The 23,561-nt window shown below is 70.4% G+C and carries 21 protein-coding genes and 1 pseudogene; 10 read left to right on the top strand and 12 right to left on the bottom strand.

Annotated elements, in window-relative coordinates:
• Positions 1 to 32 precede the first annotated feature (32 nt).
• Positions 33 to 992: an NADP-dependent oxidoreductase gene (locus ACFVJQ_RS14545; protein ID WP_385783768.1), complete on the top strand. Its 960-nt coding sequence runs from the start codon at positions 33 to 35 to the stop codon at positions 990 to 992.
• Between the two features lie 212 nt (positions 993 to 1,204).
• Entirely contained in the window at positions 1,205 to 1,489 is a 285-nt protein-coding gene (locus ACFVJQ_RS14550) for a hypothetical protein (RefSeq protein WP_385783771.1), read from the top strand.
• A gap of 94 nt (positions 1,490 to 1,583) precedes the next feature.
• Here the strand turns inward: ACFVJQ_RS14550 and helR are convergent, their stop codons facing one another.
• Positions 1,584 to 3,731, bottom strand: a complete 2,148-nt coding sequence (gene helR / locus ACFVJQ_RS14555) for an RNA polymerase recycling motor ATPase HelR (protein WP_385783774.1) — start codon at positions 3,729 to 3,731, stop codon at positions 1,584 to 1,586.
• A gap of 236 nt (positions 3,732 to 3,967) precedes the next feature.
• On the opposite strand from helR, the gene ACFVJQ_RS14560 reads away from it, so the two are divergent.
• Complete coding sequence (locus ACFVJQ_RS14560) at positions 3,968 to 4,204, top strand: hypothetical protein (RefSeq protein ID WP_385516132.1); 237 nt, start codon at positions 3,968 to 3,970, stop codon at positions 4,202 to 4,204.
• A gap of 119 nt (positions 4,205 to 4,323) precedes the next feature.
• On the top strand, positions 4,324 to 5,880 hold the full coding sequence (locus tag ACFVJQ_RS14565; protein WP_385783777.1) for a DUF1254 domain-containing protein: 1,557 nt from the start codon (positions 4,324 to 4,326) through the stop codon (positions 5,878 to 5,880).
• A gap of 384 nt (positions 5,881 to 6,264) precedes the next feature.
• Here ACFVJQ_RS14565 and ACFVJQ_RS14570 read toward each other — a convergent pair whose 3' ends face one another.
• The 10 genes and pseudogenes from ACFVJQ_RS14570 to ACFVJQ_RS14615 form a co-directional block, all read right to left on the bottom strand.
• Positions 6,265 to 6,768: a hypothetical protein gene (locus ACFVJQ_RS14570; RefSeq protein WP_385783780.1), complete on the bottom strand. Its 504-nt coding sequence runs from the start codon at positions 6,766 to 6,768 to the stop codon at positions 6,265 to 6,267.
• Positions 6,769 to 6,847: 79 nt separating this feature from the next.
• A pseudogene (locus ACFVJQ_RS14575) lies at positions 6,848 to 6,979 on the bottom strand (peptide-methionine (S)-S-oxide reductase); the annotation flags it as partial.
• Between the two features lie 116 nt (positions 6,980 to 7,095).
• Positions 7,096 to 7,518 (bottom strand): organic hydroperoxide resistance protein, encoded by a 423-nt coding sequence (locus tag ACFVJQ_RS14580; protein ID WP_385516129.1) that lies wholly within the window; start codon positions 7,516 to 7,518, stop codon positions 7,096 to 7,098.
• Positions 7,519 to 7,721: 203 nt separating this feature from the next.
• Positions 7,722 to 10,067, bottom strand: a complete 2,346-nt coding sequence (gene yicI, locus ACFVJQ_RS14585) for an alpha-xylosidase (RefSeq protein WP_385516128.1) — start codon at positions 10,065 to 10,067, stop codon at positions 7,722 to 7,724.
• 45 nt (positions 10,068 to 10,112) lie between these two features.
• Positions 10,113 to 11,504, bottom strand: coding sequence for a GH1 family beta-glucosidase (locus ACFVJQ_RS14590; RefSeq protein ID WP_385783785.1), 1,392 nt, complete (start codon positions 11,502 to 11,504; stop codon positions 10,113 to 10,115).
• 22 nt (positions 11,505 to 11,526) lie between these two features.
• Positions 11,527 to 12,366, bottom strand: coding sequence for a carbohydrate ABC transporter permease (locus tag ACFVJQ_RS14595; RefSeq protein WP_385783844.1), 840 nt, complete (start codon positions 12,364 to 12,366; stop codon positions 11,527 to 11,529).
• Between the two features lie 18 nt (positions 12,367 to 12,384).
• Positions 12,385 to 13,344 (bottom strand): carbohydrate ABC transporter permease, encoded by a 960-nt coding sequence (locus ACFVJQ_RS14600; RefSeq protein ID WP_224732928.1) that lies wholly within the window; start codon positions 13,342 to 13,344, stop codon positions 12,385 to 12,387.
• Between the two features lie 10 nt (positions 13,345 to 13,354).
• Positions 13,355 to 14,599 (bottom strand): ABC transporter substrate-binding protein, encoded by a 1,245-nt coding sequence (locus tag ACFVJQ_RS14605; RefSeq protein ID WP_385783788.1) that lies wholly within the window; start codon positions 14,597 to 14,599, stop codon positions 13,355 to 13,357.
• A 90-nt stretch (positions 14,600 to 14,689) separates the two neighbouring features.
• On the bottom strand, positions 14,690 to 15,748 hold the full coding sequence (locus tag ACFVJQ_RS14610) for a LacI family DNA-binding transcriptional regulator (RefSeq protein ID WP_385783791.1): 1,059 nt from the start codon (positions 15,746 to 15,748) through the stop codon (positions 14,690 to 14,692).
• 181 nt (positions 15,749 to 15,929) lie between these two features.
• Positions 15,930 to 16,700, bottom strand: coding sequence for a class I SAM-dependent methyltransferase (locus ACFVJQ_RS14615; RefSeq protein WP_385516124.1), 771 nt, complete (start codon positions 16,698 to 16,700; stop codon positions 15,930 to 15,932).
• A gap of 145 nt (positions 16,701 to 16,845) precedes the next feature.
• Between ACFVJQ_RS14615 and ACFVJQ_RS14620 the strand changes: the two genes are divergently transcribed.
• The 5 genes from ACFVJQ_RS14620 to ACFVJQ_RS14640 all read left to right on the top strand — a co-directional run bounded on the left by ACFVJQ_RS14620 (position 16,846) and on the right by ACFVJQ_RS14640 (position 22,239).
• Positions 16,846 to 18,642 carry an aminotransferase class I/II-fold pyridoxal phosphate-dependent enzyme gene (locus ACFVJQ_RS14620; RefSeq protein ID WP_385783795.1) on the top strand — a complete coding sequence of 599 codons (1,797 nt, stop codon included), beginning with the start codon at positions 16,846 to 16,848 and terminating at the stop codon, positions 18,640 to 18,642.
• Positions 18,639 to 19,442, top strand: a complete 804-nt coding sequence (locus ACFVJQ_RS14625; protein ID WP_385516122.1) for a phosphatidate cytidylyltransferase — start codon at positions 18,639 to 18,641, stop codon at positions 19,440 to 19,442. The genes ACFVJQ_RS14620 and ACFVJQ_RS14625 overlap by 4 nt, the downstream gene beginning before the upstream one ends.
• 183 nt (positions 19,443 to 19,625) lie before the next feature.
• Positions 19,626 to 20,294, top strand: coding sequence for an alpha/beta fold hydrolase (locus tag ACFVJQ_RS14630; protein WP_385516121.1), 669 nt, complete (start codon positions 19,626 to 19,628; stop codon positions 20,292 to 20,294).
• Positions 20,291 to 21,508 carry an acyl-CoA dehydrogenase family protein gene (locus ACFVJQ_RS14635; protein ID WP_385783799.1) on the top strand — a complete coding sequence of 406 codons (1,218 nt, stop codon included), beginning with the start codon at positions 20,291 to 20,293 and terminating at the stop codon, positions 21,506 to 21,508. The genes ACFVJQ_RS14630 and ACFVJQ_RS14635 overlap by 4 nt, the downstream gene beginning before the upstream one ends.
• A 101-nt stretch (positions 21,509 to 21,609) precedes the next feature.
• Positions 21,610 to 22,239 carry a TetR/AcrR family transcriptional regulator gene (locus ACFVJQ_RS14640; protein ID WP_224740438.1) on the top strand — a complete coding sequence of 210 codons (630 nt, stop codon included), beginning with the start codon at positions 21,610 to 21,612 and terminating at the stop codon, positions 22,237 to 22,239.
• A 9-nt stretch (positions 22,240 to 22,248) separates the two neighbouring features.
• Here ACFVJQ_RS14640 and ACFVJQ_RS14645 read toward each other — a convergent pair whose 3' ends face one another.
• Positions 22,249 to 23,073 carry a L,D-transpeptidase family protein gene (locus ACFVJQ_RS14645; protein ID WP_385783802.1) on the bottom strand — a complete coding sequence of 275 codons (825 nt, stop codon included), beginning with the start codon at positions 23,071 to 23,073 and terminating at the stop codon, positions 22,249 to 22,251.
• A gap of 165 nt (positions 23,074 to 23,238) precedes the next feature.
• Between ACFVJQ_RS14645 and ACFVJQ_RS14650 the strand changes: the two genes are divergently transcribed.
• Positions 23,239 to 23,561, top strand: a 323-nt coding sequence (locus ACFVJQ_RS14650; protein ID WP_385783804.1) for a response regulator, incomplete at its 3' end; no start/stop codon positions are given.

The following is a 23,561-nucleotide window of genomic DNA, read 5'->3' on the forward strand; positions in this document are numbered from 1 at the left end:
TACGTAACGAACGGTCAAGATCGCGAGGGAACATGAAGACAGTAGGCGTAGCCCGATTCGGGGGGCCGGAAGCCCTGCGGGTCTTCGAGGTACCCGAGCCCCACGCCGGTCCCGGCCAGGTGCGCGTCCGCGTGCACGCCGCGTCGGTGAACCCCGGCGACCGGTATCTGCGCAACGGCTCACTCGGCCGCAACAGCGCCACGCCCCCCTACGTCCCGGGTATGGAAGCGGCAGGGGTGCTCGACGAGATCGGGGCGGGCACAGTCACCGATCTGCGCATCGGGGACCGAGTGATGGCGATGACCGTGCCGACCGAGCCCGGCGGCGGCGCCTACGCCCAGTACCTCACTCTGCCCGCCCAACGGGTGACCCGCGCACCCGAGGGAACCAGCCATGCCGAGGCGGCGACGCTGCCCATGAACGGCCTGACCGCCCGGCGGGCACTTGACCTGCTCGGCCTGTCCCCTGGGCAGACCGTCGCGGTCACCGGCGGTGCAGGCGTGGTCGGCGGATTCGTGATCCAGATGGCCAGGGCCGAGGGGATCACGGTGGTGGCGGACGCGTCGCCGACGGACGAGGAGCTCGTGCGTTCGCTGGGGGCCGACCGCGTAATACGCCGTGGACCCGGCGTCGCCCGGCGCATTCTCGACGCCATGCCGGAGGGCGTGGACGGACTGGTGGACGCGGCCGTCATCGGCTCTTCGGCGGTGGCCGGGGCCGTCCGCGACGGCGGCGTCATCGTCACGCTCCTCGGCGAGGGCCCGCACGCCATCAGCCCGGCGGAGCTGCGACGCCGGTCCCTGCGTACCTCCATGGTGTTCGTTCCGGACTACCTCGACGACCGCGCCCGGCTGGACCGCCTGCGCTCTCAGGTCGAAGCAGGCGAACTCACCTTGCGCATCGCCCGCGTCCTGCCTGCGGAACAGGCCGCCGAGGCCCACCAGCTTCTCGAGGCCGGCGGCGTCCGCGGCCGACTCGTGCTGGCGTTCTGACCTTTCTCCGCACCAGCACCACATCAACCAACTGCTGAGGCCCTCTTCCTTCATGTCTGCGACATCCGCGCATCCGCATCCGCGCTGCTGGACCGGCTGGTCAACGTCTCGATCGCGGCCATCGGCATCATCGGCGCGGTCACCGTGGTGCAGGACGTTTCCACAGAAGGCAAGCGCACCCGCCTCGACGTATCCGGCGCGATCCTCGCGACGTGGGGCCTGTCGCCCTGGTCTTCGGCTTCGCCGAGGCCGAGAGCCGCGGCGGGGAGGCCGACCTGACCATCACGATGCTCATCGGGAGTGTGATCTTGCTGCTGGTCAAGGGCTACTCCCCGATCGAAACCGGTGTGGCGTTCCTGCCGCTCGCTGCCGCCCAGGCCTTCGGCTCCATGTTCATCGGCACGCGACTTTCCGGCAGGACGCGCCCCGGCTTGCTGATGAGCGGCGCTACCTGGTCACCCACCGAATCCTCCAAGGTCCCCGAGATGGCGATCTGACACTGAACCCCCCTGCAAGCCACCCAGCCCAACGCCGGAACAAGGGCTGCCCCACTCGTGATCGGCGGGCGGCGATCACGTCGTCCGGCCGACGTCAGGAGCTGGTGAGGACGACGAGCTGCTGGGTCGCCCGGGTCATCGCGACATAGTGGTCGACCGCTCCTTCGATGCCCTCTCCGAACGCCTCCGGGTCGATGAGGACGACCAGGTCGAACTCGAGCCCCTTCGACAGCTCCGGGGTCAGCGACCGGACCCGGGAGGTCGCCCGGAACGTGGGGTCGCCGATGACGCAGGCGATCCCCTCGGCATGTGCGGCGAGCCAGGTGTCGAGGATCGAGTCCAGATCCGACACGGATCCGTGGACGACGGGGACGCCGCTGCTGCGGATGGAGGCCGGCACGTTGGCGTCCGGGAGCACGGCCCGGATGACCGGCTCGGCTTCCGCCATGACTTCTTCCGGCGTCCGGTAGTTGATGCTCAGGGAGGCCAGGTCGATCCGGTCGAGCCCGATCCGCTCGAGCCGTTCCTGCCACGACTCGGTGAACCCGTGCCTGGCCTGGGCGCGGTCCCCGACGATGGTGAAGCTCCGGGACGGGCACCGGAGCAGCAGCATCTGCCACTCCGCGTCGGTCAGTTCCTGAGCCTCGTCCACGACGATGTGCGCGAACGGACCGGCGAGCAGGTCCGGTTCGGCGCTGGGCAGTGCGCTCTCGTCGACCAGACTGTCCTGCAGGTCCTGTCCGCGCAGCATCGTCACCGCACCCTCACCGTCGGCATCGGCCGCGATGATGTTGTCGATGACGCCGGCCATGCGCTCTCGTTCGGCGGCGACAGAGGCCTTGTGCCGACGCTTGCGCCGCGACGCCGCCGGGTCGCCGAGCCGCTGCCGTGCCGCGTCCAGGAGCGGCAGGTCGGACACCGTCCAGGCCTGGGGGTCCTCGCGCTGCAGCTTCGACACGTCATCGCGGCTGAGCCAGGGAGCGCACATCCGTAGGTAGGCGGGCACCGACCACAGGTCTCCCACGAGGTCGGCCGCTTCGAGCAACGGCCATGCGCGGTTGAAGGCCGTGAGCAGTTCCCTGTTCTGCCGCAGCGACTTGCGGAGCAGATCGGGTGAGACGTCGCCGTCGTGCTTGTCCACGAGGATCGTGAGCAGTTCCTCCCAGACCTGGTCGCGCGCATCGTTGTGCGGGGTACCGGGTTCTGCCGCTTCGAACGCCACGGCCCAGTCGTCGGCGCTCAGCCAGATGTCGGACCAGTGGGTCGTGACCGTCATCCCCTTGGCGGGCGGCTCTTCGTAGAACCTGACGGCCGTTTCGATCGCCTTCACCAGGTCCGCGGACGACTTCAGGAGGGCCACGTCCGGGTCGGCCTCGATCGCTGCTGCGGCTCCCTCGGCGACGAGGTCCCGCAGGGTGCAGGTCTGCACGCCCTCCTCTCCGAGGCTGGGGAGGACGTCGGCGACGTAGTCCAGGTAGGGCCGGTGCGGACCGACGAACAGCACGCCGCCCCGGCGGTGCCCGAGACGAGGGTCGGAGTACAGGAGGTAGGCGGAGCGGTGCAGAGCGACGACGGTCTTCCCCGTGCCCGGTCCGCCGTCGACGACGAGAGCGCCGCGGGATCCCGCGCGGATGATGGCGTCCTGGTCGGCCTGGATGGTGCCGAGCACGTCCCGCATCTTTGCCGACCTGTTGCTGCCCAGGCTGGCGATGAAGGCGGACTGGTCGTCGAGCGCGGCGTGCCGTTCAAGCCCGTCGGCGGTGAACACTTCGTCCCAGTAGTCGCTGATCCGGCCGCGGGTCCAGCGATACCTGCGGCGGCTTGCCAGACCCATCGGGTTGGCGTGGGTGGCTCCGAAGAACGGCTCGGCGGCGGGGGAGCGCCAGTCGAGCAGCAGCCGACGGCCCGCGCTGTCCGTGAGGCCGAGTCGTCCGACGTACACGGGCTCGGGGTTGTCCGCGCTCACCATGTGTCCGAGGCACAGGTCCAGACCGAAGCGACGCAGTGTGCGCAGGCGAGCGGTCAGCCGGTGGATCTCCACGTCCCGGTCCATCGCCTGCCGGCCCGCGCCGCCGGGCGCCCTGCGCTCGGCATCGAGGCGGTCGGACAGCTCGGCGATCGTCTGCTCGAGGCTCTCCGCGATGGTCGCGAAGTGCTGCTCGTCGCCGGCGATCAGCGTCGGGTCGGCCTTCGGCGAGAGGTGGTCGGGAAGGTCGAACGCGCTGGTGGTCAGGGGGGTCACGTCATCAGCTCCGATCCGAGGTCGCGCCCGCGAAGTCCGGCGGCGTCTGGCCTCGGTCGGCGATTCTCCGGCACGACCGGGGCCTTGCCGCAAGCCCCCCTGTGCGCTATAAGTTGAGAGTGGCAAGGAGTGGATGACTCCTTGCCTTTGCTTTTGTCACCCGGCGACGCGCCATGTCTGTGAAGGCCAGGACCGCCCCGCGTGCAGCCGGACGTCCCAGACCGCACGCTGGTGACATGGCCGTCGTACAGCCCATCGTCATCTACCCGCCCGCCGGGGACGGCGGGCGGCGGGTCCGTGTGAACGATCGGTTTGTCGGGATGGCGTACGGGCTGCTGGACATCGTCGAGTTCCTGCGCCTTGCGGGCCTGGAGGATGTCGACGAGGGATGGTTGCGACAGTCCGGGCTGGTCGAGTGGCGCGGCGGTGGGCCCGATGAATGGAGTACCGCTCGGCGTGCCGACGGTCCGTGAAGGGAACCTCGCGGGCTACCGGATGTCGCCCGCGTTGGCGCTCCTCTGGATGAGTCCTATGGTGAGAAGGGGTGCGCAGGCTTTTCCCGCGAGCTGTTCACGAGCGGAAGGACATGATCATGTCCGAGGCCACCCGTCACCGTCCGCATCGGCGCAGGCACGACGGTGCCGCAGGCGTCACGGCCACCATCAACCGGGCAGCGAGCGCCGCCGGCGCGGCGGGCCGGGCCGCGGCGGATGCCGTACGGCACCCCCAGGCCGTGGTGGAGAGGTTCCGGCAGCTGCCTCAGGCGCTGCCGCTGGTCCAGCAGGCGGTGGCACCCATCCTGACCGGACGGGTGCGCGACTGGCGTGGGGAGTACGCCTACACGCTGGGTGAGCAGGCATTCGTCTACGGTTTTCCGTACATCTACAACGCCCGGCTGCGTCACCAGTGGGTGACACAGCCGCGTGACCGGGCGACGGTGCCGTACGCCCCGGTCAACCATTTCTGGCACGCTCAGCGGCTGCTGGACGCCTCGTACCGGGACGGCGGATGTCCGAACAACGACACCCTGTACTCGACCGCATGGGTGGACCTGCGCAGCGAGCCCGTTGTCCTCTCGCACCCGGACATGGGTGATCGCTATTTCGCCTTCGAGCTGATGGGCATCACCTCCGACAACTTCGACTACATAGGTCAGCGCTCCACGGGATCGAGGGCCGGCCATTTCGCGATCGTCGGTCCGGACTGGAGCGGCGAGCTTCCCGATGGTGTGCGACGTGTCGCGACCGCGCCGAGCCCGTGGATCCTGATCCTCGGCAGGACGCTGGTCGACGGCGAGGACGACGTGCCGAACGTACAGGCGCTCCAAGCCCAGTACCGGATCACTCCGCTCAGCTTCTTCCGCAGCGGCGGCGGGCCCGTCGACCCGGCGCAGCTCCCGGCGAGCCGCGAGGTGCTGGCGCCGGTGGACCCCGCGCAGGATCCGCTCGGACCCTGGAAGACGCTCAACGCCATGCTGGCCGAGAACCCGCCACCGGCGCACCACGCGATCCTGCTCAGGCAGTTCGCCGAGGTCGGGATCGGCCCCGGCCTCGATGTCGAGGCCCAGCCGGAGGCGGTCAAGCAGAGCCTCGTCCGGGCTGCGGCTGTCGGCCTGCCGATGCTCAAGCAGCAGGTGATCAGCGGTGAGTGGGCACGTCTGGTGAACGGTTGGCGTTACCCGCCACCGCAGATGGGCCGTTTCGGCGACGACTTCCTCAAGCGCGCTGCCGACCAGTCGTTGTTGGGCATCATGGCCAACGATCCCGACGAAGCGGTCTATCTGCTCAACTACCATGACGCGGCCGGGAACAAGCTGTCGTCCGGCCGGTACGAACTGCGCTTCAGCGCGGGCGCGATGCCACCCGTCGATGCCTTCTGGTCCCTGTCCGCGTACGGCGACGACATGAACCTGATCCCCAACCCGGCCGGCCGCTACTCGGTCGGGGACCGCACACCCGGGCTCGTCATGGACCCTGACGGTGGCCTGACGATCCACCTGCAGCCCGCATCACCGGGAGAGGGCCGCGAGTCCAACTGGCTGCCCACGCCCGAAAGCGGCACCTGGTTCGTGGTCCTTCGCATGTACCGGCCGCACCGCGAGGTCGTGGACGCGGCGTGGGAGTGCCCTCCGCTCACCCGCGTCGACTGACCTGTCCCAGGCGCCGGCCGCGGCTCTCCCCGGCACGGGGGAGATGCCCGCTCCGCTGAGCATCGGCAACGCCCAGGATCGTCAGCGCCTCCTCGACATCGGTCGCGGTTCCGGGACGGACGGTAACGGCGTCATTGGTTGGCACGGTGGGACGGTAGTCCTTGACCGGCAGAGGTGGTCAACCGTTCCTGGAAACGCAGGCAGGCATGGATCGCCTCGTCGTCCCGGACAGCGGGCCGGGCTGCACCTCGTGTCCGCGCGAGTCGTCCAGGGATTTCAACTGCCCTGGTCGGTGCGGTCGATCCGGGCGTCGGAGATCATCGTCGGCCCCTGTGCGGGCATCGGTGCCCCCGACGACGACATCCCACATTCACCGATCGAGCGTCAACGCTCCAGGTGTACGGTGAAGTGCCTCTCCGTCTCACCGGCGGGAACGGTGCGGACAAAGCCTTGGGCGTTGCGGTAGTCCCCCGATCCGCCGGTGATGCCGACGTCGACGGAGGACGGGGCAGGCAGGTGGAGCAGCGCCTGTGCGGCGAACTGCCCCTCAGGCAGGGCGAAGGTACCCAGGCACTGGAGCGCGGCCGGGCTGACCCGGGTATAGGTGCAGATCACGCTGTGATCGCCGACCTTCTCACCGTCGCGGTACAGGTCTTCGTGGATCACACGCTGGTCACCCAGGCTGATTCCCTCCTCGCCCAGATCGAGGTCCTCGCTCGAGGTCTGCTTGCCCACCAGCTCGAAGACCTCCGTGCGCTGCCGAGTGTCGGACGCATCGCTGGAAGTCGACGGGCTGGCCGACGCCAGCGGGGCAATGGCGACCCCCGCGATGACAGCAGCCATACCGGCGGCTGCACTGAGGTAACGCACCTTCTTGGTCTTCAACATGCTCGGCAACTTGCTGCTCCGTTCTGTGGAGTGGAAGTCGATTCGGTGGTGACGGGCGCGCCGCGCCCACATGCCCGGTTCAGGAATCCGCGCGCTTCGGCAGCCGCCAGTTCGGGCGCGGGAAGTGACAGGTGTAGCCGTCCGGCTGGCGCCGCAGGTAGTCCTGGTGTCTGGGCTCGGTTTCCCGGAAGGCGCCGGCCGGAACGACCTCTCGGCGTGGGTTCCGTGGGCGCGACAGGACGGATACGGCATATCGCCCCGTTTATCCCACCCTAGTGGTCAGAACACCCGGGAGCGACCGAAGCAGCTCCTGCATGCCCCAGCTCGTCAGACGGCAGTGGCGTTGATGGTGACGGGGATGTTGCCGCGGGTGGCCTTGGAGTAGGGGCAGAGTTGGTGGGCGGCGTTGGCGAGCTCGGTGGCCTGGTCCTGGTCGACGCCGCCGAGTTCGAGGTTGAGGACGGCGGCGAGGGAGTAACCGTCGTCGTTGTGGTTCAGGCTGATCTCGGCGGTGATCTCGGTACTGGTCAGCCTGACCTTGCGGTCGGCGGCGGCCCGGCGGACGGCGCCGAGGAAACAGGCACCCCAGCCCGCGGCGAAGAGCTGCTCGGGGTTGGTGGCGGTGCCGGACCCGCCGAGCTCCTTGGGGTAGGAGAGCGTGGTCTCCAGCAGACGGTCGTCGGACTGGACGCGGCCACCGTTGCGGCCTTCGCCGGTGACGTTCACAACGGCGGTGTAGCTGTTCGGCATTGCATGTCCTCGTAGGGGAGTCGGGGCGTTGCGGGTCTCGTCGGTCGAGAAAACTCGAGTCGAGAGAACTCCTTGGCGGGGACACGCGTCGCGGGTCACCTGTTCAGGAGGTGACCCGATCGTCGCAGTATGGTCGTCACCTGTCAAGGTGGTGACGTTTTGGTGGGGCAGGCGTGCTCATCGCGCCCGCGGCGAGAGAGGCATCAGCTCCTGGTGAGAAGTGCCGTGAGGTGGGCCGTGCCCGCGGGTACGGCGAGCAGCGTGCCGAGCGCGGTCCGCTCGGTCCGGGCCGGCGATCCGGTGTCGCCGGGTTCCGCCGCCGCGCCCACCAGCAGCACCTGCCACGGCCCCGGCGCACCCTCCGCCTCGACCGTGACCGTGTCGCCGTCGCGGCTCGTCCGGAAGACGGCCGCCGCGCCGTCCCGGGCGCCCGGGGCCGGGATCCGTGTCGTGACCGTCGTACCGTCGACCGGCGCGTGGACCCGCAGTGTCACCCCGTGCGCCCAGTCGTACTCCGCCGCGTCGTCGCTCTCGCCGTACGGGATGACCGAGCCGGGCCGGGCGAGCAGGGGGAGGCTGTCGAAGCCGTACTGCTCACGCCGCCAGCCGGGCCCCTGGATCTGCTCGCCCGACAGCAGATGGGTCCAGGTGCCGTCCGGCACGTAGTAGTCGACGGTGCCGTCCGCCGAGAAGACGGGAGCGACGAGCAGGTCGTCGCCGAGCATGTACTGCCGGTCGAGGGTGTGGCAGGCGGGGTCGTCGGGGAACTCCAGCACCATCGCCCGCATGACCGGCGTGCCGCGCTCCGCCGCCTGCTGGGCCGCGCGGAACAGGTACGGCATGAGCCGGTGCTTGAGGCGGGTGAAGTCGCGGGTGACCGCGACCGCCTCCTCGTCGTAGTCCCACGGCACCCGGTAGGACTTGCTGCCGTGCAGCCGGCTGTGCGACGACAGCAGGCCGAACTGCACCCAGCGCTTGAAGACCTCGGGCGTCGGCGTGCCCTCGAAGCCGCCGATGTCGTGGCTCCAGAAGCCGAAGCCGGACAGCCCCAGCGACAGCCCGCCGCGCAGCGATTCGGCCATCGCGCCGAAGTGGGACTCGCAGTCGCCGCCCCAGTGGACCGGGAACTGCTGGCCGCCTGCCGTTGCCGAGCGCGCGAAGAGCACAGCCTCGCCCGTGCCCCGTGCCTCGCGCAGCACGTCGAAGACGGTCTCGTTGTAGAGCTGCGTGTAGTAGTTGTGCATCCGCTCCGGGTCGGAGCCGTCGTGCCAGACCACGTCGGTGGGGATGCGCTCGCCGAAGTCGGTCTTGAAGCAGTCGACGCCCTGCGCGGCGAGCGCGCGCAGCTTGCCCGCGTACCACTCCCGCGCGTCCGGATTGGTGAAGTCGACGAGGGCCATGCCCGCCTGCCACAGATCCCACTGCCACACGTCGCCGTTGGCCCTGCGGACCAGATAGCCGTGCCGTTTGGCCTCCGCGAACAGCGCGGACTTCTGCGCGATGTACGGGTTGATCCACACCGACACGCGCAGCTCGTGCTCGTCCTTCAGGCGCCGCAGCATGCCCTCGGGGTCCGGGAAGACGTCCGGGTCCCAGGTGAAGTCGCACCACTGGTACTCGCGCATCCAGAAGCAGTCGAAGTGGAACACCCCGAGCGGGATGTCGCGCTCGGCCATGCCGCGTACGAACCGGTTCACCGTCTCCTCGTCGTAGGAGGTGGTGAACGAGGTCGACAGCCACAGCCCGAACGACCAGGCCGGCGGCAGCGCCGGGCGGCCGGTCAGCGCCGTGTAGCGGTCCAGGATGTCCTTGGGTGTCGGGCCGTACACGACGAAGTACTCCAGCGACTGGTCCTCGACGCTGAACTGCACCTGCCCGACGGCCTCCGAGCCGACTTCGTAGCTCACCTTGCCGGGATGGTTGACGAAGACGCCGTAGCCGCGGTTGGTCAGATGGAACGGAACGTTCTTGTACGCCTGCTCGCTCGCGGTGCCGCCGTCGGCCTGCCAGATGTCCACGCTCTGGCCGTTCTTGACGAACGGGGTGAACCGCTCGCCGAGCCCGTACACCAACTCGCCGACACCGAGCGACAGCTGGCCCAGCGAGTAGTGGCTGCCGTCGCCGGTGACCGCGAAGCCGGTCCCGCGCGCCTCGGCGGAGGTGAGGACGCGGCCGTCCGCGGTGAAGTCCAGCCGCCACGGTGCCGCGGTGTCCACACGCAGGGACAGCTCCCCGGCCGTCAGCTCAAGGAGCGAGCCCTCCCTGCTGACCTTCCCCGCGTGGCCCGGCTCGGCGCGCAGCGCGAACTCCGGGCCGCGCTCGGCGGCGCCCGCGTGGTGGGTGGAGCGGACGCCGATCACGCCCTCGGCGGGGGACCAGCATTCGACGGTCAGCAGCGGGCTGTTGAGGGTGTGGCCGCGCTTCGTCACGTGCCGCACGGGCGCGTAGAGCGTGAGCCGGTCGTCGGTGACCTGTACGTCGGCGACCTCGGTCGCGTACGACGCCTTGACGCCGTCGCGCATGAGCCAGTAGCCGTCGGTGAACTTCATGGGGGGTCCTTAACGAGGGGTGGTGCGGCTGCCGGGAACGGCGGGTCAGGCGCCGCCGCGGGTGCGGTGGGCGGAGATCAGCCGCTGGTACCAGTGGTAGCTGTCCTTGGGCGTGCGCGCCTGTGTGGCGTAGTCGACCCGGACGATGCCGAAGCGCTGGCCGTAGCCGCGGGCCCACTCGAAGTTGTCCAGCAGCGACCACACGTAGTAGCCGCGCACGTCGACGTCGGCGCGCAGCGCGGCGGCGAGCGCGTCGAGATGGCCGTGGAGGTAGTCGATGCGGTCGGTGTCGCGGACCCGGCCGTCGGCATCGGTCGTGTCCGCCTCGGCCGAGCCGTTCTCGGTGATCAGGATCGGAGGCAGCGCCGGGTAACGCTCGGTCAGGTCGACCAGCAGGTCCGTGAAGGTGTGCGGGACCACGGGCCAGCCCATGGTGGTGTGCCGGACGTCGTCGCGCCAGCTCTCCTCGGCCCGGACGTCGACCGCGGTACGGGTCGCCGGGTCCGGGTCGCGGTACGGGGCGTCGGCGACGGTGATCGGCCGGTAGTAGTTGATGCCGACGAAGTCGAGCGGCGCGCCGATGAGATCGAGGTCGCCCTCGCGCCGGTAGGAGCCGTCGCCGGAGGGCAGGAGCTCGCCCCAGGTCTCGGCCTCGTGCTCCGGGTAGCGTCCGGCGAACAGTGGCTCGAACCACACGTCGTTGTGCAGCGTCTCCACGCGGCGTACGGCGGCCAGGTCGGCGGGGGAGTCGGTGGCCGGCAGCAGCCGGTCGGGGTTGAGCGTGATCCCGACCTCGCGTACGCCCGCGGCGCGCAGCTCGCGCACGGCGAGCCCGTGGCCGACGAGCAGATGGTGCGCGGCGGCGAGCGCGCCGCGGCCTTCGCGGGCGCCCGGGGCGTGGGCGCCCGCCGCGTAGCCGACGAAGGCGCTGCAGAACGGCTCGTTGAGGGTGATCCAGCGGTCCACCCGGTCGCCGAGCCGGGCGGCGACCAGGCCGGCGTACTCGGCGAAGCGTTCCGCGGTCTCGCGCACCCGCCAGCCGCCGCGGTCCTCGAGGGCCTGGGGGAGGTCCCAGTGGTAGAGGGTGGCGGCGGGTGAGATGCCGGACGCGAGCAGTTCGTCGACGAGCCGGTCGTAGAAGTCGAGACCCGCCGTGTTCACCGGGCCCGAGCCGTCCGGCTGGATGCGCGGCCAGGCGATGGAGAAGCGGTAGCTGTCCACGCCCAGCTCGCGCAGCAGGGCGACGTCCTCGCGGTAGCGGTGGTAGTGGTCGCAGGCCACGTCACCGGTGGCGCCGTCCGCGACGCGTCCCGGCTCGCGGCAGAAGGTGTCCCAGATGGACGGGCCTCTGCCGTCCTCGTCGTACGCGCCCTCGATCTGGTAACTCGCGGTGGCGGCGCCGAAGAGGAAACCGTCGGGGAACTCGGGGAGTCTCATGATGGGTTACAGCCCTTACCGGCTACTTGACGGACCCGCCGGTGATCCCGGCGGCGATGTACTTCTGGGCGACGACGAGCAGGATCGCGGCCGGCACGGCCGAGAGCACCGCGGTCGCCATGACCGCACCCCAGTCGCTGACGTGTGCGCCGACGAACTGGTAGATGCCGAGCGTGATGGGCCTGACGTCGTCCGTGGTGTTGAGGGTCAGCGCGAACATGAAGTCCGACCAGGCGAAGAGGAAGGTGAACAGGCCCGCCGTGATCAGGGCGTTGCGGCTCATCGGCAGCACGATCCGGACGAACGCGGTGAAGCGGTTCGCCCCGTCCACCATGGCGGCCTCGACGACCTCACCCGGGATGGACACCATGAAAGCCCGGAGCAGCACGATCGCGAACGGCAGACCGAGCGAGGCGTCCGCCAGGATCAGCCCCAGGTAGGAGTTGACCAGGCCGAGCTCTGCGTACGCGCTGTAAAGGGCGTTGGCGATGACGATGCCCGGCACCATCTGCGTGATGAGCGTCGTGAAGACGATGCTCTGACCGCCGCGCAGCCCGAACTGGGCGAGCCCGTACGCGGCGGGCGCGGCCAGCGCGAGACACACGACGACGGCGCCGAGCGCGACGACGAAGCTGGTGAGGAGCGAGCCGCCCTGGGTGCTGATCGCCGTGTCGAAGTTCTTCAGGCTCGGTGAGGCGGGAAACCACTCGGTGGCGGCGATGCTCGACTCGGGCTGGAGCGCGGTGTTGACCATCCAGTACACCGGGAAGAGCAGGACGGCGAGGATCAGCAGCGCCGCGGCGGTGTTCCACGCCGAGCGAAAACGGAGACGGTTCGCCGGTCGGTTCAGCGGCGCCTTCATCGGTCGGTTCATCGTCGGTCACTTCCCCTTGCCGAAGTCGGCGCGGTTGGCCCGCAGGTACAGCACGGCGAAGACCGCGCTGATGAGGATCAGGACATTGCCCACCACGGCGCCCTGGCCGAAGTCGAGCTGCAGGAAGGACAGCTGGTACGTGACCGTGCCCAGCGTCTGCGTGGAGTCCGCGGGGCCGCCCGAGGTCAGCGCCAGGATCAGGTCGAGGATCTTCACCGTCGACATGAAGCCCAGCACGAGCACGACCGTGATCACCGGGCGGAGCATCGGCAGCGTGATGCTGCGGAAGGTACGCCACGCGCCGGAGCCGTCCAGCGACGCGGCCTCGTACAGCTCGCGCGGGATCTCCTGGAGACCGCCGTAGAGAATCACCATGTTGAACGGGATGCCGATCCAGATGTTGACCAGGATCGCCGACAGCAGCGCCACACCGGGGCTGCTGAGCCACGGCACACCGTCCTGCGGGGCCAGGCCGACCGCGTGCAGGGCGGTGTTGAGCATCCCGTGGTCCTGGTCGAGGATGCGCCGCCAGACGACGGCGGAGACGACCATGGGCACGAGCCACGGCAGGAGCAGGATGGCGCGCACGAACCCGGAGAGCCGGAAGCGGCGCGAGAAGAACACGGCGAGCGCGAGGCCGATGGTGAACTGGCCGATCAGCGAGCCGACGGTGAAGACGGCCGTGTGCCACAGAGCGTCGGTGAACAGCTCGTTGGAGAAGACGGCCCGCCAGTTGTCGAGACCGTTGAACGGAGCCTCGCCGGTGAAGTACGTCTTCGGCGTGTAGTGCTGGAAGCTCATCACGATGTTGCGGACGAGCGGATAGCCGAAGAAGAGCGCCATGTAGGCGAGCGCGGGGAGGACGAAGAGCCAGCGGAGCAGTCCGCGGCCCCGCGGGGCACGCCCGGTGGCGGACTTCGCCTTGGCGGCCCCCGTGCTGGGCGCGATGGAGGTGATCGTGGTCATGGCCGGTTCCTCACTTCCCCGCCGAAGCCTGCTGCTGGGCCCGCTGCAGGGCCTGTTCGGGACTGGTCCGCCCGGTCAGCACGGACTGGAAGGCGCCCGCGAGCGCGTCCCCGACGACCGGCCAGCCGGTGCCGACCTTCGCGGTACGGGAGCGGGCCGTGGTGACCAGGTCGGCGAAGGCGGCGAGCTTAGGGTTCTGCTGCGCGTACGCCTCGGCGGCGGCGGAGCGGGTGGGCACGTTGTTGACGGACTCGCCCCACTGGAGCTGGTTCTTCTCGGAGTTGAGGCAGTTCAGGAGCTTGCCCGCGTTCTTCTCGCGGGCCGGGTCCTCGTCGTTCTTCGGCACGGCCATCACGGTGCCCCCGATGGGCGGCACCGCGGCTCTGCCCGCCTCGGGCACCGGAATGCTCGCGACCGCCCAGTCCACGTTCTTCTGGGCGCTGAGGACCGGCACCTGCCACGGCCCGTTGATCATCATTGCGGCGCGGCCCGCGACGAACTGGTCGTTGACGTCCTGCTGGTTCCAGTTGACGACGGACTTCGAGGCGGAGCCGTCCGCGACCAGGTCCTTCCACAGCTGGAGGGCGGCCTCGCCCTTGCCGTTGTCGAGTTTGGCCTCGTCACCGCCGGCGGACCAGAAGAACGGCAGGAACTGGTAGACGCCGTCCGCGTTGGGGCTCGCGCTGAAGGCCATCCCGTACGTGTCGCCGACGGTGAGCTGCTTGGCTGCGGCCCGCAGTTCGTCCCAGGTGGTGGGCGGCGCGATGCCCGCCTTCTTCAGCAGCGCGGTGTTGTAGATCAGCGCGAGGGAGTTCACGGAGCGGGCGATGCCGTACTGGGTGCCGTCGTACGAGCCGAGGGAGGTGGCGCTCGCGGAGAAGCCGGAGGTGTCGACCCCGACTTCGTCGAGCGGCCGCAGGCCCTCCGTCTGCGCGAACTGCGGCAGCTCGGACCCGTCGAGCTCCAGGATGTCGGTGAGCGAGTCGGAGGACGCCATCCGCAGCGCCTTCGAGGCGATCTGGTCGGCGGGCACGCTGATCTGCTCGACCTTCAGGCCCAGCGGCTCGGCGCAGCGGTCGAAGAACCGCTGGTTGGCGCCGTGTTCGGCGGTGTCGGTGGCCGAGTTGAGCACCGTGACGGTGCCGGGGTCGGGCTCGGCGGCGCATCCGGTCAGTCCCAGCGCGAGGGTGCTCGCGGCGAGCGCCGCGGCGAGGGCGGGGCGGGGTATGCGTGGTCGTCCGGTCGGGGACGGCATGATCGGTTCTCCATTACATGTGCGGCTCTGGACATGCGGGGGTGAGGCGGGGGTGCGTGGCCGGCCGTGCGGAACGGGCGGCCCTCGCGGTCAGCCGGACGGGGGCGGGGCGATGGCGGGCCCGGCCATCCGCGGCTGGATGAGGTGGTGCGGCGCGGCGGGCGCGGTCGAGGCAGGTGCCGCTGTGGGCTCCTGGGACGACGCCGGCCGGCCGTCGCAGCCGGCGCTGATCGCGTCGATGGCGAGCCGGGCCACGGCCGTGGACATCTCCGCGACGGGCAGGTCGATCCGCGGCAGATGCCGGATGCCCAGCTCGTCCGGGAGGCTGCCGACGAGGACCACGGACAGGTCCTCGGGGACCCGCAGCCCGGCCGAGGACACGGTGTCCAGCAGGTGGGGGAGGAGGATCAGGTCCTGGACGACCAGCGCGGTCGGCGCGGGACGCACGCCCAGCGCTTCGCGCAGCCGGCGCCCGAGCCTGGCCGGGTCGCGGTGCGAGGAGAGCACGTGCACCTCGGCCCCGGTCTCGGCGGTCGCGCGCCGGGCGCCGTCGAGGCCGCGCACCGCATAGCCGCGACGCGCGGCGATCTCGTGCTCGGCCGACGACAGGAAGACGATCCGCCGGTGGCCGGCCGCCGCGGTCTCACGGACGGCGAGGGCGACCGCCGCCTCCCAGTCGAGATCGGTCCAGGGCAGCGCCGCGTGGTCGTCGTGGCCGAGCAGTGCTGCGGGGAAGCCCAGCTTGTGCAGGACCTCGATACGGGGATCACGCTCCTCGACCGCCATCAGCACCGCCGCGTCCGCGAGCCCGCTGCGGGCCACGCGGCGCAGCGCGCCGGCGCCGTCGCCTTCGGTGATGAGGAGCACGTCGTATCCGTGCCCGCGGGCGGCGTCGGTGACATCGATGGCGAACCGGCCGTCGATCGCCCGGTACTCACCGGGCACGCGCGGCACGGCCAGTGCCAGCACGTTGGTGCGGGAGCTGCGCAGTGTGCGGGCGCTGGCGCGCGGGTGGTAGCCGAGCTCGTCGATCGCCGCCTGCACCGCGCGCCGGGTGTCCTCGGAGATCTTGCGGGATCCGCTCAGGACGTAGGACACGGTGCTGGGCGCCACGCCCGCCCGCTCGGCGACGTCCTTGATCGTGGCCATCTCCGCCTCCGTCCGCCCGCCTTCGGGCTCGTCGGGTTCATCGAATTCATCGAATCGATTCGATGAACGAACGGCGTGACTTTAGGCAGGCCGGGGCGGGAAGGGCAATACCCTTGGCGTTATGTCCGGTTTGTGGTCGAGGAGTTGCTGAGGGACTGCAACGTCGGATCGACCGGTGCCGTCACCGGGTAGTTGACGCCTGAGTGGTGGCTGCTCGCACTACGGTCAGGCCGCACCGGTATGGCTCGTCGAGCTCGCCGTCGGGGAAGAGCCGTGCCAGCGCGGTGCGGTTCGCGTCGAGGAGTGCGGCCCGCTCGACGGGGTGCATGACCACGAAGTGCGAGTGGGTGCCGAGGTTGCGGAGGTGTTCCTCGACGGTGATCCGACGTGACCACGTGATCTCGCGGGTGGACACCTGGACCGGAAACGGGGCGAACAGTTCGGCCACGGTTGTCGGGAAGCTGCGGGTGAAGGGCGCGAGCCGGGCATCTTCCGCCGCGACCCACGGGACACGGACGTCGGCCTGGTTCCACCACAGGGCCAACGCGCCGTGCGAGCGCAGCACACGCAGTGCTTCGGGGACGGAGCGGGCCGGGTCGGTCCAGTGCCAGGCCTGCGCGTAGGTGACCAGGTCGAAGCTGCCGGCGGCGAACGGCAGGCGGTTCCCTTCGCCCCGCACCAGCGGGACCTCCGGCTCGGCCCGGCGCAGCTCTGCGGCCATGCCGGCGCCCGGCTCCAGGGCGACGACACGGGCGCCGCGCTCACGCAGCAGCCGGGTGGCGATACCGGTGCCGGCGCCGCAGTCCAGCACGTCGGCGCCGGCCAGCGCTCGGCCGGCGAGCTCCTCCACGGCGTCGAAGAGGGCCGGCGGATAGCCCGGGCGGGCGGCAGCGTACTGCGGGGCAACCCTGTCGAAGGACAGGGCGCGGTCTTGGTTCGCGTGGGATGCCATGGCCGCGATCCTTCCGGGCGGACGGAGCACGCGGAAGACGACTGCGCCTGAGTACCCGTACTCAGGCCGGTTGTGTCGCTTGGCTCTGACGTGGCCGGTCCGTGTTGCCCACGATGGAGTGCTCCCCGCGTCGAGAGAGGTGTTTATGGGCCGTGACCTGCAGCTGTGCGCTGCCACTCCGGAGGATCTGGAGTGGATCTACGAACTGCGTCACCGGGTGTACGCACAGGAGTTGGGCCAGCATGTGCCGGATCCGGCCGGGCGGCTTCGCGACGGGCTGGACGGCGACAACGTCTACCTGGTCGCGGCGCGCGGAGCGGACCGCATCGGCTTTGTCAGTCTGACGCCGCCCTGGTTGGGGCGGTACGCGCTGGACAAGTACCTGACTCGCGACGAGCTGCCGCTGCTGACCGAGGACGATGTGTTCGAGGTGCGCATTCTCACCGTCGAGCCGCGCTGGCGGGCCACCGCAGCGGCCCCGCTGCTGATGTACGCGGCGCTGCGCTGGATCGCCGCCCGGGGCGGTCGCCGGGTGGTGGCGATGGGGCGCACCGAACTGCTCGACATGTACCTGGCCGCCGGCCTGCGCCCGGTCGGCCGTACCGTCCACAGCGGCGCGTTGACCTTCGAGGTGCTGACCGGCAGCGTGACCGAGCTGACGAAGGTCACGATGGACCGTTACCGCACCACGCTGGAGCGTCTGCGGTCCGCAGTGGACTGGCAGTTGGACGTGCCGTTCGCACCCCGGCCGGACGGCTGCGAACACGGCGGCGCCTCGTTCACCGCCATCGGCACGGACTTCCGCAGTCTGGACCGGCGTCATCAGGTGGTCGCGGCCGACGTGTTGGACGCCTGGTTCCCGCCGGCCCCCGGGGTGCGGGCGGCGCTCACGGAAGATCCGGCCTGGGCCGCCCGGACCTCGCCGCCGACCGGCGCCGAGGGCCTGCTGGCGGAAATCGCCACGGCACGGGCGCTGCCCGCGGAGACGCTCGCGGTCGGCGCCGGTTCATCCGACTTGATTTTCAGGGCCTTTGGCCAGTGGCTGACCCCGCAGAGCAGGGTGCTGCTGACAGACCCGGGCTACGGCGAATACGCCCACGTCACGGAGAGGGTGATCGGATGCCGGGTGGACCGGTTCCGGTTGCGTCGTGAAGAAGGCTGGCGGATCGATCCGGCCCGGCTGTCCGCTGCCGTCGGGTCCGGCCGCTACGACCTCGTGGTGGTGGTCAACCCGAACAACCCGACCGGACGCCACGCGCCGGCCGCTGAGTTGCGCTCGGTGATCGCCGCCGCACCGGCCCGGACCCGCTGGTGGATCGACGAGGCATACCTGGGCTATGTCGACCTGAACGAGTCGCTCGCCGGCCTCGCCGCGACGGACCCGCAGGTGGTGGTCTGCACCTCACTGTCCAAGATGTATGCGCTGTCCGGCATGCGGGCCGCGTACCTGGTGGCCGAGCCGAACACCGCGTCGCAGCTGCGCCGTTGGACGCCGCCCTGGCCGGTCAGCCTCCCGACGCAGCTGGCCGCGGTGGCAGCCCTGCGCGACCCGGCGTACTACAGCGACTGCTGGCGTCGCACCCACGAGCTGCGCCGGCAACTGGCCGCCGACCTGGCCGGGTTGGACGAGGCCGTGGTGGTCGAGGAGGCCGTGGCGAACTTCCTCACCGTGACCCTGCCGTCCGGCGGGCCGAGTGCCGCACAACTGGTGAACGAGTGCCGCCGCCACGACGTCTACCTGCGCGACCTGTCGCCGTTGTCGTCGGAGTACCAGGGGCGCACCGTGCGCATCGCGGTCAGGGACACCGCCGAGAATGCGCGCCTCGTGGCGGCGTGTCAGGCCGCCCTGGACGTACTGCGGCCGCGTTCGGCCTCGCTCGTCTCGAGGCCTGAGATGCGTGAGATGCCTGAGGACGTGCCCGTCGCCGGATCCACTCGATGATCACCGCGGCCTCCCTGGCGCCCTACCTCGGTGGGGCGTTGGCGCTGGGCGGCATTGCGGTGGCGGCGTCCCGGCGCCGCGAGCTGCTGATCCGGTGGTGCGCCTGGGCGGTCGGAGTGCCACTGGTCACCGGTGCGTTCTGGCTGGGCCGACCGGGCGCCGCGGGCCTCGCCATCGCGGTCGGGGTGATTGCGGTGCTGGAGTTCGGCGGGCTGATGCTGCTGGGCTGGGCCGACCGGGCGGTGCTGGCCGCGGCGGTGGCAGGTGTGGTGCTGGCCGCCTGGTTGGCGCCCGGACAGGTGCTCCGGGTGGTGGCGATCGGGGCGCTCGCGGTGGCCGCGGTGCCGCTCCTGGCCGGCGACTCCGAGCACGGCCTGCGCCGGCTCGGCGCCGGCCTGCTGGGCCTTGCCTGGCTGAGTGTGCTGGCCGCGCTGGTGCCGCTCGGGGCGAGTGCGCTTGCGCTGTTCATGGCGGTCTCGGTCGCCGACATCGCGGCGTACTTTGCCGGTCAACGGCTGGGTGGGCCGCGGCTGTCGCCACTGTCACCGGCCAAGCGGTGGAGCGGCACCCTGGCCGGGGCCGCGGCCGGTCTCGGCGTGCTCGCCGTGCTGTCCGCGCTGAGCTGGCCGATGGCGGTGGCGGTGGCGGTCGGCGGCCCGGCCGGCGACCTTCTCGAATCCATGATCAAAAGAGGTGCGCAGGTGAAGGACGCCGGCCGCTGGCTACCCGGCTCCGGCGGCCTGCTGGACCGGATCGACTCGCTGCTCATCGCGCTGGCCGTCCTGCTTGTTCTGCGCTGACCCTCAGGTGATCCCGTCAAGGCCGGCCCAGGCGATGATCGCCACTTGTGGACATGGCGTTGGACAGGGTGTCCGATGACCTTTAGGGTCCTCCGTGAGCGCTGTGGGGCGCCTGCTGTTTCTGACTGATCTGAAAGCGGATTTTTCGTGGTTGATGGGGTTTCCCGTCCGACCCTGCTCCTGGTGCATGGGGCATGGCACGGCGGGTGGTGCTGGGAGAAGTTGGCGTCGGTACTGCATGCCGAGGGGTGGCGCACGCGAGCGGTCGATCTGCCCAGTGCCGGCGGGCGGGCGGGAGTGCAGGACGACGCGCAGGTGGTGCTCGGAGAGCTGGAGCGCATCGAGGGCCCGGTCGTGGTCGTCGCGCACTCCTACGGCGGTATACCGGTCAGCCAGGCCGTCGCCCAGGCCGGGAACGTGTCGCGGATCGTCTACCTGGCGGCGTACCAGCTCGATGTCGGTGAGAGTCTCCTGGGGTTCCATGGCGCGCCCGCTTCGCCGGGGCCGCGCGATGTCGAGGCCGTACCGGAGGATCCGGTCGGGTTGTTCTACGGTGACGTGCCTCGGTCCGAGGCCGAGCAGGCCGCCGCGCGGCTGGTGCCGCAGAGCGCACAGTCCTTCAGGGACGCGCTGACCCGGGCCGGGTGGCACACCGTCCCGTCGACGTACATCGTCTGCGAGGACGACCGGGCCCTGCCTGTGCAGAACCAGCAGACGCTGGCGGCCAGGTCCGGTGCGGTCCACCGCATCAAGAGCAGCCACTCGCCCTTCCTTTCCAAGCCGGGGGAGCTCGCTGCTCTTCTGTCGGAGATCGCCCTCGCGTCGGAACCGTGCACAAGGAGAACGTCGTGAACAGCAACATCGGCCAGGAGGAGACGGGCGCGCCCTTCAGGGAAGAGATCAGGGCCGAACTCGTCGGACGGGCCATCGCCCTGCAGCCGCTGCTGCGGGACCAGGCGGCGCGCGGTGAGTCGGAGCGCGTCCTGCCGGCGGAGGTCGTCGACGCCCTGACCGAGGCGGGCGTCTTCCGGCTGCTCACTCCCAGGCGGTACGGCGGCTACGAGACCGACCTGCGGACCCTGACCGAAGTCTCCGAGGCCCTCGGGGAGGGCGACGGCTCGGCGGCCTGGGTCGGGATGATCATCTCGGTGACCAACTGGCTGGCATGCCTCTTCCCGGACAAGGCCCAGGAGGAGGTGTTCGGGGCCGATCCGGATGCGCGCGTGACCGGCGTGGCCGCGCCGGCGGGCATGGGGGAGCGGGTGCCCGGCGGCTGGCGCGTCAGCGGGAGGTGGTCGTACAACTCCGGTGCGCCGCACGCCACTTGGGCTGCGGTCGGTGCACTGCTGAAGGACGACAACGGAGCGGTCACGGACCAGGCGCTCGTGCTGATCCCTGCCTCGGACCTGGATGTCGAGGACACCTGGCACACCGCGGGCATGAAGGCGACCGCCAGCAACACCCTGACAGGGCGGGATGTGTTCGTGCCCGAGCACCGTGTGCTGTCGGTTCCCGCGGCTGCGGAGGGCGTGTATCCGCGCGCGTCCCGGGACGAGACGCTGTACGGCTCGACGTTCGGGCCCATGCTGTTGCTGTGCCTGGTCGGACCGCTGCTCGGACTGGGGAAGGCCGCCATGAACGTGGTGGTGGAGGCCGCCGCGGCGAAGCCGCTGTCGTTCACCGTCCACAGCCGGCAGGCGGACTCGGTGGGCGTCCAGCTGCAGACGGCCGAGGCGGCGCTGAAGCTGGAGACCGCCCGCCTGCACACCTACCGGGCCGTGGACGAGGTGGACCGGGCCGCATCCTCCGGCGCTCCCCTGGACTACGCCGCACGTGCGCACGTCAGGGCACGGGCCGGCTTCGCCGCACAGCAGGTGCTCGAGGCGATCGGCACCCTGCTGAATGTGCATGGCGCGTCCTCGTTCGCCGACGCCGGCCCGCTGCAGCGCGTCTGGCGTGACGCCAATGTCGCGGCGCGGCATGCCGGCCTGGTCCCGGCGGTCGGCCTGGAGGTATACGGCAAGTCCCTCCTGGGCGTCAGCGAGCGGGTGAGCCTGATGCTCTGAACCCGACCCCGCGGCGGCGAGCGCTCGGCGCGGTGTGGGCAGGACCGTTCACCGGTGACCTGCAGACACACCGCGCCCGTCCGGTTCCTTAGGATGCGTGTATGCCTTCCACCACGCGACGACCCTCCAGTGCGGCCGACCGGCGGGCCGCCCTCGAAAAGCGGATCCTGGCCGTGATCGAGGAGTGTCTGCGCGGCGGTGTGACCTACACCGAGCTGAGCGTGGAGCAGATCGCGCACGCTGCGGGGATCTCTCGTTCGACGTTCTATCTGTACTTCCGTGACAAAGTCGACGTGCTGCTCCGGCTGAGCGGCTCCCTCAAGAAGGAGAGCTACGCGATCGCGGCGTCCTGGCGGCCGACCGGCCCCGACGGCGGCCTGGACGGCCTGGCCCGTACGTATGAGCTCATCCTGCGCCATTACCGCGAACATGCGGCCCTGCTCGCGGCGATCAATGAGGTGGCCGCGTACGACCCCTTGGTCCGGGAGGCGTGGACCGCCGACCAGGACCGCTTCATCGACAACCTCGTGACGGTCCTGCAAGAGGAGCAGCGGGCCGGCCGTACCCCCGCGGACATCGACCCCGGACTCGCGGCCAAGGTGATCGTCCAAGGAGGCGGTCAGGTCATCGCGCAGCAGGTGGCGGGCGGCGACGGCAGCGACGACGCCGCCGTGGCCCGCGAGCTGGCCCGTGGCTACTGGTACGGCGTGTACCGCCGCCCGGCAGGGTGACGGGTCGCGTCAGCGTTTGAGGGATGCGGCGTCCCCCATGACGATCACCGGGTGCTGTTCGGGGTCGAGGGTGCGCAGGAGTTCCCTCATGTGCTGCTGCGCCATGCTCACACAGCCGTGCGTGGGCCCGCCGTGGTCGACGTGCAGCCAGATGCCGCCGCCCCTGCCGGCGCCGAGAGGGCGGGTCCAGTCGAGGGGGGAGGTTCCGGGCTTGCGGTTGTAGTTGATCGCGACGACGTAGTCGAAGGATCCCGCGAGCGGTTCGCCCTCGAAGCCCGTGCCGCCGATGGTGAAGCTCTGCGACTGGTCGTAGGGCAGTTCGGTGCCGGGATCGGGGAGCAGTCCGCCGGCGTCGGTGAGGGAGAACACGCCGATGGGCGACCGGAGGTCACCGAGGCGGTGGTCGTCCGTCCAGCCCTTGAGAGCGTTGTGGGCCGGCCAGGTGGCCCCCGGCTCCCAACTCGCGCCGGTGCGCTCGTACAGCACCACCTCTGACTCCGAGGAGTTCTTGCCCCGGCCGGTGACCAGCACCACCTGGCGCGCGTTCGCGGGGACGTCGGCCAGCGTCCGCGGACCCAGGCCCGGTAGCTGCTCGGGGACGGACGCGGCGGACGCTGCGCTGTCCGCGGATGTCCGCCCGGGCATGGCCTGTGCCGTGCCGGCGGACGCCGGCCGGGCAGCGTCGGCCGTCTCGACGCCCGTCCCCGCGCACCCGGCGAGGGTGACGGACAGAGCCAGGACGGCCGGTATCCCCAGACGGTTCAGGGCCGGGACAGTGGAGATCGTTGCCGGAAGCCGCAGTCGCGACAGGCGACGGATTGACGAAGTAGCCATGGCCATCAGCCTGAACGGGACTTGTGAGGAACTGATCAGCTCCGACTCACGACGTCGGACCGGTTCGGACGCCGTGCCGACATGCGGATATCAGGAAGTCGTCAGGGTGTGGGAAGCCCCTCACCCGGTCCTGGAAGCCGATTGCTCACGCTTAGAGTCGGCTGCGTGTGCGCGCATATTCTGATTGCGGAAGACGATGAGATGCAGGCCGAGTTGATACGACGGCTGCTGCTTCAGGACGGCCACAACCCCGTCGTGGTCACTGACGGCCGGGCTGCCATCGACGCAGCCGAAAGCCACCGACCCGACCTGGTCGTCCTGGACCTGATGCTGCCCAAGGTCGACGGTCTCGGCGTGTGCCGTGTGCTGCGCCGGCACGGGGACATACCGGTCCTCATGCTCACCGCCCGCTCCACCGAGGACGACGTGCTGCTCGGCCTGGAACTCGGCGCGGACGACTACATGACCAAGCCGTACAGCCCACGGGA

It is taken from the genome of Streptomyces sp. NPDC127197, from assembly GCF_042672405.1.
In the GTDB taxonomy this organism is placed as follows: Bacteria; Actinomycetota; Actinomycetes; order Streptomycetales; family Streptomycetaceae; genus Streptomyces; species Streptomyces flavusporus.

Coding starts and splice junctions, on each gene's coding strand:
- ACFVJQ_RS14565 (WP_385783777.1), top strand. CDS start 4,324: ATGTCCGAGGCCACCCGTCACCGTCCGCATCGGCGCAGGCACGACGGT.
- ACFVJQ_RS14595 (WP_385783844.1), bottom strand. CDS start 12,366: ATGAAGGCGCCGCTGAACCGACCGGCGAACCGTCTCCGTTTTCGCTCG.
- ACFVJQ_RS14560 (WP_385516132.1), top strand. CDS start 3,968: ATGGCCGTCGTACAGCCCATCGTCATCTACCCGCCCGCCGGGGACGGC.
- ACFVJQ_RS14640 (WP_224740438.1), top strand. CDS start 21,610: ATGCCTTCCACCACGCGACGACCCTCCAGTGCGGCCGACCGGCGGGCC.
- ACFVJQ_RS14580 (WP_385516129.1), bottom strand. CDS start 7,518: ATGCCGAACAGCTACACCGCCGTTGTGAACGTCACCGGCGAAGGCCGC.
- ACFVJQ_RS14605 (WP_385783788.1), bottom strand. CDS start 14,599: ATGCCGTCCCCGACCGGACGACCACGCATACCCCGCCCCGCCCTCGCC.
- ACFVJQ_RS14625 (WP_385516122.1), top strand. CDS start 18,639: ATGATCACCGCGGCCTCCCTGGCGCCCTACCTCGGTGGGGCGTTGGCG.
- ACFVJQ_RS14615 (WP_385516124.1), bottom strand. CDS start 16,700: ATGGCATCCCACGCGAACCAAGACCGCGCCCTGTCCTTCGACAGGGTT.
- yicI (WP_385516128.1), bottom strand. CDS start 10,067: ATGAAGTTCACCGACGGCTACTGGCTCATGCGCGACGGCGTCAAGGCG.
- ACFVJQ_RS14620 (WP_385783795.1), top strand. CDS start 16,846: ATGGGCCGTGACCTGCAGCTGTGCGCTGCCACTCCGGAGGATCTGGAG.
- ACFVJQ_RS14600 (WP_224732928.1), bottom strand. CDS start 13,344: ATGACCACGATCACCTCCATCGCGCCCAGCACGGGGGCCGCCAAGGCG.
- ACFVJQ_RS14610 (WP_385783791.1), bottom strand. CDS start 15,748: ATGGCCACGATCAAGGACGTCGCCGAGCGGGCGGGCGTGGCGCCCAGC.
- ACFVJQ_RS14590 (WP_385783785.1), bottom strand. CDS start 11,504: ATGAGACTCCCCGAGTTCCCCGACGGTTTCCTCTTCGGCGCCGCCACC.
- ACFVJQ_RS14570 (WP_385783780.1), bottom strand. CDS start 6,768: ATGTTGAAGACCAAGAAGGTGCGTTACCTCAGTGCAGCCGCCGGTATG.
- ACFVJQ_RS14545 (WP_385783768.1), top strand. CDS start 33: ATGAAGACAGTAGGCGTAGCCCGATTCGGGGGGCCGGAAGCCCTGCGG.
- ACFVJQ_RS14645 (WP_385783802.1), bottom strand. CDS start 23,073: ATGGCTACTTCGTCAATCCGTCGCCTGTCGCGACTGCGGCTTCCGGCA.